The organism is Pseudomonas sp. SDO5522_S412 (assembly GCF_054071215.1).
Genome location: NZ_JBSVWQ010000069.1, coordinates 18955 through 27739, shown reverse-complemented (window position 1 = coordinate 27739; position 8785 = coordinate 18955). Strand labels below are relative to the sequence as shown.

The window sequence follows — 8785 nt, the reverse complement described above, 5'->3', positions numbered from 1 at the left end:
TCAGTCGCCGGATGTATTGGCTGATCCACCGCTTTCGCGAGCAAGCCCGCTCCCACATTTTTGACCGCGTAGTGTCAGGTTTTGCGCGGGTGCAGGCATTCGATGGAGCGGTCGACGGTGGTCTTGGCAATTTCCAGCAAGTGCCAAACGGCCAGGATCTTCGCGCGCTGCGGGCTTTCCAGCAGTTCGCCGCAATCAAGCGCAGTGGCCGAGGCGCTGCTCAGCAGGCTGGCGGTGTAGAGCAGGGAATCTTCGAAGCTCAGGTCTTCGTTGATGGTGTGGAAGCCTTGGGATGGCAGGTAATGTTCGAGCGCGCGATTGAAGGCGGCGCGGTCGTTGAGGAGGTCGCTGGGTGGATCGGGGACGAGCTTATGCATGGTGTAACTCCACTAGAAGGTAAGGAGCTGACACCCGCGCGACTAAACGAGGGTGGCGGCTGTACGCAGGTTAGTCGACCGGCTAGTGGAACCCGGCGCACCCGAAGGTGCCCTGCGCACAGCCGCCATGAAGCATGGCGACAACTTGCGCTCACTAATTCCGGGCGACTAAACCCGATCACTGATATGCAGTGAAGGGCCGAAGACTAGCCACCCATCCCAACAGGCACAAGGCCGAAAGATTGTCTCGGAAACGTCCCTCAAATTAAAGGGATTTACCCTGCTGGCCCTTTATTAATGCACCACCCAGCTGAGCACCCACAGCCCGAGCATCAACCAGATAATCCCCATGATGATCGAAGCCCGCATAAACGCGCGCACCGCCGAGTACAACAGCATCAAGCCGATAATCAGCATGAGGATGCTGATGATCGAGGTGTCCATCCCCAAGGATCTGGACAGCCCGTCGACAAAGTCGCCGCCCGCGTGGGACAGGGTATTGAACAGCCCGCTGAACAACTCGACGATAAAGTGGATGATCTGGCCGATCTTGAGACCCAGCCATCCGAAAAAGTCTGTTTGCATGTGTGTGTCCTGATAAGACGGTGGGCGTAGCTGCCGAACCTGAGCCTTTGTTCGTTATTGGCCCAAGCTAGTTCCCTTCTAGCATAGAGGTTTACGGGCCGCAGGGATTCACTTGCCTTCGCGCGGCTTGCGCCCGAAGCTATACACCTTCAGGAGCCCCCCATGAACCTCGATCACCTCACCGAACGCCTGCACCGCATCCGCGATACCAACGACTGGAAGCAGTTCCACAGCCCCAAGAACCTGGCCATGGCCGCCAGCGTTGAAATGGCCGAGCTGGTGGAGATATTCCAGTGGTTGAGCGAAGACCAGTCGCGCCAGTTGCCCGCCGACAAACTCGCCCATGCCGGCCAGGAAGTCGGTGACATCGTGCTGTACCTGCTGCTGTTGTGCAGTGAATTGGGGTTGGACATGGATCAGGTGGTAAAGGCCAAGCTGGCCGACAGCGAACGGCGATTTGCCAAATGAGCGACCGTCATTTCGACCAGTTGGCCACCCGCTTTGCCGAGAAGATCTACGGCGGTGCCAAGGGCGCGATTCGCCTGGCGGTGCTGCAGGCCGACCTGATTGAAGCGCTGCCGGACCGCCCGTTGCGGGTACTGGATATCGGCGCGGGGCTGGGCCATATGTCGCTGTGGCTGGCCGAGCGCGGCCACGATGTAACCCTGGCCGAACCCGCCGAGCCGATGCTCGAAGGCGCGCGCCAGCGTTTCGCCGAAGCCGGGCAGACAGCCACGTTCATTCAAGCCCCCTGGCAAGACCTGCTGGGCCAGCTCACCGAACCCTATGACCTGGTGCTGTGCCACGCCGTGCTGGAATGGCTGGCCGAACCCCATGCGATCCTGCCGGTGTTGCACCAGTTGACCGCGCCCGGTGGCTGGCTGTCCCTGGCCTTCTACAATCGCGACGCCTTGATTTACCGCAACCTGCTCAAAGGCCACTTCCGCAAAATGCGCAAGAACGACATGGCCGGTGAAAAGCAGAGCCTCACGCCGCAACAACCCCTGGACCCACGGGAGTTGGCGACGCAACTAGAGGGCCTGTGGCAGGTCGAAACCCAAAGTGGCGTGCGGGTGTTCCACGACTATATGCCGGTGGAATTCCAGGCCCGCGCCGAGTTGCAGGATTTGTTGGAGATGGAGCTCGCACACCGTCGTCACCCAAGCTTTGCCGGACTTGGGCGTTATTTGCACTGGATCTGCCGTCCGGTTTAAGCGGCCCAGTCTGCGGAGGTCGAAATGAAGCGCTGTCTTGGACTGATCCTGCTGGGCCTGGGCCTGGCGGGTTGCCAAAGCCCCAACCCGTATGTGGCGGCGTCTGCCCCGATGCCGCCGGCGCCTGCCCAGGCGGCCAACACCTTTGATGCCAGCGCCTACCCGGCGCCGGTGCGCGACTACGGCGCCTACCGCAGTTGGGCCTGGCTCAACAACCAGCTGCCGGCGGGCTCGGCCTGGGCGGATTCGGCGCAGATTGCCGAGGCGGTCAGCGGCGCCCTCGACCAGCGCGGCCTGCGCCCCTTGCATGACAACCGCGCCCCCGACCTGCTGGTAAGCGCCGACGTGCGCCTGGAAAAACGCCTGCGCCAGGTCCAGGACGACTATGGCTATGGTTACGGCGGTTATAACCGCTACGGCAACGGCTACGGCATGTACAACACGGTGCCGGTGGTACGCACTTATGAAGTGACGGTGGCCGTGGCGCGCATCAGCCTGTTCGACGCGCGCACCCGCCAGCCGGTATGGAGCACCAGCGCCGAAACCACGAGCCAGGGCAGCCTCAGCGAGCGCGCCGACTCGCTGCGTGAGGCGATGCAAAAGGCAATGACTGCCTACCCACCCAGTTAGCAGCTATTCTCATCTCAGGCCCGGATTGTCTTTTGGAGAAAAACCATGCTTCGTCGTATTGCTGCACTTGCTGTTGTTGTGTTGCTGGGCGGTTGCCAGACCAGCCAGGTCAACCATGATTTCGACGCCAGCCGGGACTTTGGCGCCTACCGCAGCTGGAGCTGGAAAGAACCCGCGCTGCAATACCGCCCGGATGACCCGCGGATCAAGAGTGACCTCACCGAACAGCGCATCCGCCAGGCCGTGGGCGAGCAGCTCGACCAGCGTGGCCTGCGTCCTGCGGCGCCGGGCACCAAGGCTGACCTGAATGTGCAGACCTACCTGATCGTCGAGGACCGCCAGCAACAAGTCACCACCAATTACGGCGGCGCGTGGGGCGGCCCGTGGAATGGATACTGGGGCGCGCCGATGTATAACGAAACCCGCAACATCACCTACAAGGTCGCGACCATCCAGATTGACTTGCTCGACGGCAAGGATGGCAAGCTGGTGTGGCGTGGCAGCGATGAGCAGATCCTCGCCAGTTCGCCTGAACCCCAAGACCGCAGTGCCGCTATTCGTGCCACGGTGACCAAGGTGCTTTCCAACTACCCGCCGCATTGATCGCCTGATCAGCCCTCCGCCAGTCGTCGATCTATGGCGACTGGCCTGCAGCCCCCGCCGCTCTTGACTACACTCCCAAGCAACACAGGAGAGTAAGCGCTCGGCAGTGTGCCGGCAAAGGAGTGCTCGATGTCTCTTCGACTTCGTTCCGGTCACCACGCCGGGCCTGCAAGGCAGCGCGGTGCGGTTGGCTTGGTGGCGGTCTTGACCCTGGGCATGGTGCTGGTATTCATGTTGCTGGTGGTTGATAGCAGCCGTTTGTACCTGGAAAAACGCCAGTTGCAGGGGATTGCCGATATGGCGGCACTGGAGGCAGTGCAGCGTAAGGGGGATTGCCTGCCCGCCACCAATACCGCGCCCACCTATGCCGGTGCCAGCGCAGTGCGCAACGGTTATGTCATCCCGCCAGCAAACGCCCTGATAGTGAAATGCGGCGTGCTGACCACCGGCGCCACCAACCAGCGGGTGTTCTCCGCAGACGCGACCAAGACCGATGCCATCCAGGTGACTGCCTCGCGCCCGATCATGACCAGCGTTGCCGGGGGGGTCTGGGCGTTGTTCAGTGGTAGCGGCTATAACTTCAACACCCAGTTGTCTGCCGTCGCGGTGGCGGCGCCGAAGATCCTGCCGCCTCAGGCGCAACTGACGATCAAATCGACCCTGGTCACCGTGGACTCGAGCAAATCAGCAGCACTGAACCTGTTGTTCGGCCAACTCTTGGGCGGCTCACTGAACCTGAGCGTGGCAGGCTGGCAGGGCCTGGTAGACACCAACATCAACTTGCTCAGCTACCTCAACCAGTTGGCGTTGAACGTGGGCGTCACGGCCGGAGCCTACGATCAACTGCTGACCAAGACGGTCAAGATCAGTCAACTGGTCGACGCAGCCGTTACGGTGCTCAGTGCCGGAGGCAATACGGCCAGCGTGGCGGTCAGCGGTCTTACCAGTATCAACGCGATAATCGGCAACCTTGATGTCACCCTGGGCAGCCTGCTGCAGCTGCAAACGGGGGCGGTGTCGGCGGGGCTGAACACCAGCCTGAATGTGTTCCAGCTGGCCGAAGCCTTTGTGCAATTGGCCAATACCAAGAACGGGGTGGTGGCGACCATCCCGGTGAATATTCCGGGCTTGGTGAATGCAGGTGTTCAGGTCAAGGTGATTCAGCCACCGCAGTTGTCCGCTATTGGCGATCCGCGGTTTGCCGTGGATAAAACTTCAGCAACCCGCATTTACGTAAAAACGGCTCAGATCAGCGTCGGCCTGACGTTAGGGTTGCCACCGCTGGATTCTCCCGCGGTGCAGGCCGCCCTGAACGGCTTGGTCGGGCCGCTTTCGGACGTTTTGAACAACTTGTTGAGCTTGAACCTGGGAGGAACCATCAGTTCGGTGCTGTGTGTACTGGGTGGTTATTGCCAGATGACGAATTTGCAGGTGCTGTCGTCATCCTCAAACCCGCCGGCCGCCAGGATAGATGTGGTCCTTCAACTGGGCACGGCTGAAAGCTATGTCACCGGATTTACCTGCGTCAGCGACGCTACCAAGACCCTGACCACCCAGACCAATGCCTCGATCGTTACCGTGCAAATTGGCCAGAGCCCGCAACTGATCAACGCGTTCAACAGCAACACCACCCTTAATCCGATTCCTCCAGTGCCGGTGGTGGATATCGGATCCATTACCTGTTTCAAACCCTTGCTGGGCCTGGGGCCTACCACTTGTGATCCGTCTACCCGCAAACCGTTTTACGGGGGCGGCCTGGGCTTGAGCGTCAACAGTCCGGTGGGCGCTGCGACAAGTGCCTTGCCCCCCCACACGTACCTCCAGCCGCCGGAAATCAACCTGCCGCCGCAGTACTACGCCTCATCGACAGCCAGCCTTCTCAGCGCGATCAGTAACGCGTTGAGCGGTATCCAGTTCCAGGTCTACAAGCCAACGGGGTTCAATCTGCTGGGAGGGTTATTGACGACGGCGGGCACAGTGCTCAACGGGCTCAACAGCACCTTGGGCACCGTGATTGGCGGAGTGCTCAGCCCTATTCTGGACCCGGTGGTGAACAGCCTGTTGTCGAACCTTGGGGTTAACCTGAACGCGGTGGAAGTGGGCGCCAATCTCAGTTGCCGGCCCCATGGGCAAGCGGCCCTGGTGAATTAGGCTTCAACCACCGGCAACTCCACACAGAACTTCGCCCCATGCTCGCTGTTGGCGACGCTCAACCGGCCGCCCATGTTCTCGACAATGCCGTAGCTCACCGACAACCCCAGGCCGGTGCCCACGCCAATCGGCTTGGTGGTGAAGAACGGCTCGAAAATCCGCTCCAGCAGCCGCGGGTCAATCCCGCCGCCGTTGTCCTCGACCCAGATGCGTACGTGGCGGCTGTCCTGCTCGATCTGCACCGAGATCCACGGTTGCAGGTCGCGGTCGTGTTCGCGTTTGCTCAGCAGGGCATCGCGGGCGTTGACCATCAGGTTGATCAGCACCTGCTCCAGCTGGTCGACGTAGCCTTTGACCTGCACCGCAATGTCCGTCTGCGTCACCCGCAGTTCTATGCCTTTGCCACGCAGGCTTTCCGTGAGCAGCGACAAGGTGCCTTCCACCGCCTGCGCCGGGTTGAAGGGCTGCTGTTCGACTTCCGAGCGGCGGCCGAACACCCGCATGTGGTCTACCACGCGGGCTGCGCGCTGGACCTGGGAGTCGATACGCTGGAGTTTTTCCGTCAGGTAGTCGATCTGTGCATCGCCGTTGCTCAAGCGCTTGAGCACGTTGACGATGGCCATGCGCATCACATTCAACGGCTGGTTGATCTCGTGGGCCAGGCCGGTGGCCATTTCGCCGAGGGTGGCCATTTTGGCGCTTTGGGTCAGTTGCTGCTGGGAGCGGCGCACTTCGGTGTTGTCGCGGCCCACGGCCTGCACTTCCTGCAACTGGCCCTGTTCGTCGAACACGCCCCGGTCCGACCACACCCACCAGGCATGTGTGCGCCCCGGCAGTTGCAGGCTGATTTCGGCGGTGCTCACGGGGAACTCCGGGGTCAACTGCCGGATGCGCTGCACAAATGCCTCGCGTTGTTCTTCGGACAACCACTGGCTGAGGTTCATGCCCGGCAGCTGTCCAGGCAGGCATTCCATGTAGTTGGCCAGGGGCGTGTTGCCGAAGGTCAGGGTCAGGTCCGGAAGGTAGCGGCAGATCATGGCCGGGGAGTCTTCCACGAGGATTCGATAGCGCTCCTCGCTTTCCTTGACCCGTTGCGCCGCCAGGGTCGTCTCGGTCACATCCAGCCACAGGCCCACGGCTTCCACGGGCAACCCGAGGTCGTCGCGCAGCAGCCGGGCTTCATCCAGCAGCCAGTGGTAATTGCCCTGTGTGTCGAGCACCCGGTAGCGACTGCGCACGCTGCCTTCGCGCAGCAGTTGGCGGGTACGGTCGAAGTAGAGGTCGCGGTCTTCGGGGTGGATCCACTGGTTCAGCGTCGCCGGGGTGAAGTCGGCCAGGGTGCGGCCAAGCAGCGGCAGCAAGCTGTCGCTGAAGAACACCGGTTGCAGCGTGCCCTCGACGTAGCGCTGCACATAGATCACAGCCGGGGAACTGGCGATCAGGTTATCCAGGCGTGCGTGGGCGGCGGCGGCCTGTTGCTCCTGGTTTTTTATGTCGCTGATGTCGAGCATGAAGCCCACCAGGCGGCGATGCTCACCCGAGCCCAACGCTTGCCCTTGCACGCGATACCAGATGGGGTTAAGCGCCGCGTCGGCACGTTGCAGGCGCACGCTGGTGGATAGCGGTTTGCCCAGGGTCTTCAGGTCTTGCAGGCGGCTGGCGAGTTCTTCCCGGTCGGCAGGGTGAATCAGCTTGAGCCACATGGGTAGCGATAGCTGTGTGATGGCCTCGCCTTGGCTCAGGGTGTGCAGCAGCGGTGGGGCGAGTTCGAGGTCTTCAGTGTGTGGGGACAGCTCCCACCAGCCGGTGCCGAGCAATCCTTGCAGCGCGTCGAGGCGTTCCAGTTGCTGTTGATGGCGCAGTTCGCGCAGGCGGCCGAGCAGCGGTGCCGCGAGGGCGGCGGTCAGTTGCAACCAGTCACGGTCGCTGGTGTGTTCCTGGCGGTGATACACCCCGCACAGCAGCCATGCGCCCACGCCCAGGCCGTCGCGGTAGGGCACCAGAAAACCATCGGTATTGCCAAACAGGCCTTGCAGGCGTGGGTGTTCGCTGTGGCCACGGTTTACCTCCAGGCTCACTGGCGCCGTGCCGCCCAGGCTGTCGAGGCTGGAGCCCAGGGCTTGGCCGTTGCTCCAGAGTACCGGCGCATCGTGGGCGGTGTAACAGCCCTCGATGCACCACGCCTGGCCCTGCTCATCCAGCAAGGCGATGGCGACGCAGGGGATGTGCCAGTGCTGGGAAATAGCCTGCAGAGTGTCTTGCAGTACTTCGGGCAGGCGCACCAGGCTGCAGACCCGCAGTTGCTCGCTGATCTGGTCGCTCACCCGTTGATTGTGTTCGCGCACCTGGGTGAGTTGGCGATGGGCAATCAGGTCGCCAATGTCCAGCAATTGCAGGAGCCAGCCCTTGCCTTCGGGTTGAACCCAGCCACGGGTATGCAGGGTTTGCCCGGCGAGCCCCTTGAGCTCCAGGTCCAGGCTTTGCCCCTGCCAGTCGCTGGGCGTGCCCTCGATCACCAGGCGGCTCGCCGCAGTGAGGTAGTCGAGCAGCGAGGGTGCCTGTTGCTGTTGCGCAGCGGGGTGTTCGAGTCGATGGCGAAGCGGGCCATGGACATCCATTACGCGGCCCTGGGCGTCCAGGTAAAACAACAACGCGGCGGTTGCCGGGATCGCTGCCGGTGCGTCAGCAGGCAGCTGGTTGCCACGTCCGAGCAGGCGGCCGAAGAGTTTATCGCCTGAGGTCAAAACTGCATGCTCGACTGGGCAGACAGCGTGGGAGGCAGGGCGGGGACGGTACCGATGCCTGGCAGTACCAGGAACGGCAGCACACTTTGGAGGCTGGACGTCGGGTAGTTGATGTACACCGTCAACACGCCTGACGAGTTGTAGACGGCCGTCACGTACCCGGGAAGGAATTTGAACTGGGAGGGGATCCACGCCAGTTGTGCCTGCGCCGCACTGACGGCCTGCAGCGGCAGTGCCGTGACGTAGCCAGGCGTGGCGGGGTCCAGCGCGACGCTACGTCTTACGCCTTCGGCGGCGGCCTGGGTAAAGGACTGCATCAGCAATAACGGCAAGCTGTAGCTGACCAGGCCATAAAAAATGGCAAAAAAAATCATGAAGACCATCGCGAACTCCAGCGCGGCGGCACCTTTTTGCTTTTTAGCGAGGCCTTTTTTCATGACTCGTCTACCCTGACTACAACTACCTGATATCAGCATAGAAT

9 protein-coding genes are annotated in these 8785 nt (G+C 61.9%); 5 read left to right on the top strand and 4 right to left on the bottom strand.

From position 1 onward, the window contains the following. Window positions 1-74: 74 nt before the first annotated feature. Entirely contained in the window at window positions 75-377 is a 303-nt protein-coding gene (locus ACW9I6_RS16370) for a DUF6124 family protein (protein WP_023659366.1), read from the bottom strand. Between the two features lie 294 nt (window positions 378-671). Then, the gene (locus ACW9I6_RS16365; RefSeq protein ID WP_003212934.1) at window positions 672-962 is read right to left on the bottom strand and encodes a hypothetical protein; all 291 of its coding nucleotides are present in this window, start codon (window positions 960-962) and stop codon (window positions 672-674) included. Between the two features lie 162 nt (window positions 963-1124). On the opposite strand from ACW9I6_RS16365, the gene ACW9I6_RS16360 reads away from it, so the two are divergent. From ACW9I6_RS16360 to ACW9I6_RS16340, 5 genes are all read left to right on the top strand, one after another. Then, complete coding sequence (locus ACW9I6_RS16360; RefSeq protein WP_087693104.1) at window positions 1125-1430, top strand: MazG-like family protein; 306 nt, start codon at window positions 1125-1127, stop codon at window positions 1428-1430. Further along, window positions 1427-2176, top strand: coding sequence for a methyltransferase domain-containing protein (locus ACW9I6_RS16355; protein WP_076017967.1), 750 nt, complete (start codon window positions 1427-1429; stop codon window positions 2174-2176). The genes ACW9I6_RS16360 and ACW9I6_RS16355 overlap by 4 nt, the downstream gene beginning before the upstream one ends. 24 nt (window positions 2177-2200) lie before the next feature. Continuing rightward, window positions 2201-2806, top strand: coding sequence for a DUF4136 domain-containing protein (locus ACW9I6_RS16350; protein ID WP_008439011.1), 606 nt, complete (start codon window positions 2201-2203; stop codon window positions 2804-2806). A 45-nt stretch (window positions 2807-2851) separates the two neighbouring features. Beyond that, window positions 2852-3409 carry a DUF4136 domain-containing protein gene (locus tag ACW9I6_RS16345; RefSeq protein ID WP_003212927.1) on the top strand — a complete coding sequence of 186 codons (558 nt, stop codon included), beginning with the start codon at window positions 2852-2854 and terminating at the stop codon, window positions 3407-3409. Window positions 3410-3538: 129 nt separating this feature from the next. After that, window positions 3539-5560 (top strand): pilus assembly protein TadG-related protein, encoded by a 2022-nt coding sequence (locus tag ACW9I6_RS16340; RefSeq protein WP_457339537.1) that lies wholly within the window; start codon window positions 3539-3541, stop codon window positions 5558-5560. Here the strand turns inward: ACW9I6_RS16340 and ACW9I6_RS16335 are convergent. After that, complete coding sequence (locus tag ACW9I6_RS16335; protein ID WP_457339536.1) at window positions 5557-8304, bottom strand: PAS domain-containing sensor histidine kinase; 2748 nt, start codon at window positions 8302-8304, stop codon at window positions 5557-5559. The two genes, ACW9I6_RS16340 and ACW9I6_RS16335, sit on opposite strands and share 4 nt — an antisense overlap. Then, on the bottom strand, window positions 8301-8741 hold the full coding sequence (locus tag ACW9I6_RS16330) for a TadE/TadG family type IV pilus assembly protein (RefSeq protein WP_457339535.1): 441 nt from the start codon (window positions 8739-8741) through the stop codon (window positions 8301-8303). Before ACW9I6_RS16330 ends, ACW9I6_RS16335 begins: the two co-directional genes overlap by 4 nt. Window positions 8742-8785: the final 44 nt, after the last annotated feature.

What these genes read in the sequence shown, in the direction of transcription:
- ACW9I6_RS16370 (WP_023659366.1), bottom strand. Translation starts at nt 377, where the DNA reads ATGCATAAGCTCGTCCCCGATCCACCCAGCGACCTCCTCAACGACCGC.
- ACW9I6_RS16365 (WP_003212934.1), bottom strand. Translation starts at nt 962, where the DNA reads ATGCAAACAGACTTTTTCGGATGGCTGGGTCTCAAGATCGGCCAGATC.
- ACW9I6_RS16360 (WP_087693104.1), top strand. Translation starts at nt 1,125, where the DNA reads ATGAACCTCGATCACCTCACCGAACGCCTGCACCGCATCCGCGATACC.
- ACW9I6_RS16355 (WP_076017967.1), top strand. Translation starts at nt 1,427, where the DNA reads ATGAGCGACCGTCATTTCGACCAGTTGGCCACCCGCTTTGCCGAGAAG.
- ACW9I6_RS16350 (WP_008439011.1), top strand. Translation starts at nt 2,201, where the DNA reads ATGAAGCGCTGTCTTGGACTGATCCTGCTGGGCCTGGGCCTGGCGGGT.
- ACW9I6_RS16345 (WP_003212927.1), top strand. Translation starts at nt 2,852, where the DNA reads ATGCTTCGTCGTATTGCTGCACTTGCTGTTGTTGTGTTGCTGGGCGGT.
- ACW9I6_RS16340 (WP_457339537.1), top strand. Translation starts at nt 3,539, where the DNA reads ATGTCTCTTCGACTTCGTTCCGGTCACCACGCCGGGCCTGCAAGGCAG.
- ACW9I6_RS16330 (WP_457339535.1), bottom strand. Translation starts at nt 8,741, where the DNA reads ATGAAAAAAGGCCTCGCTAAAAAGCAAAAAGGTGCCGCCGCGCTGGAG.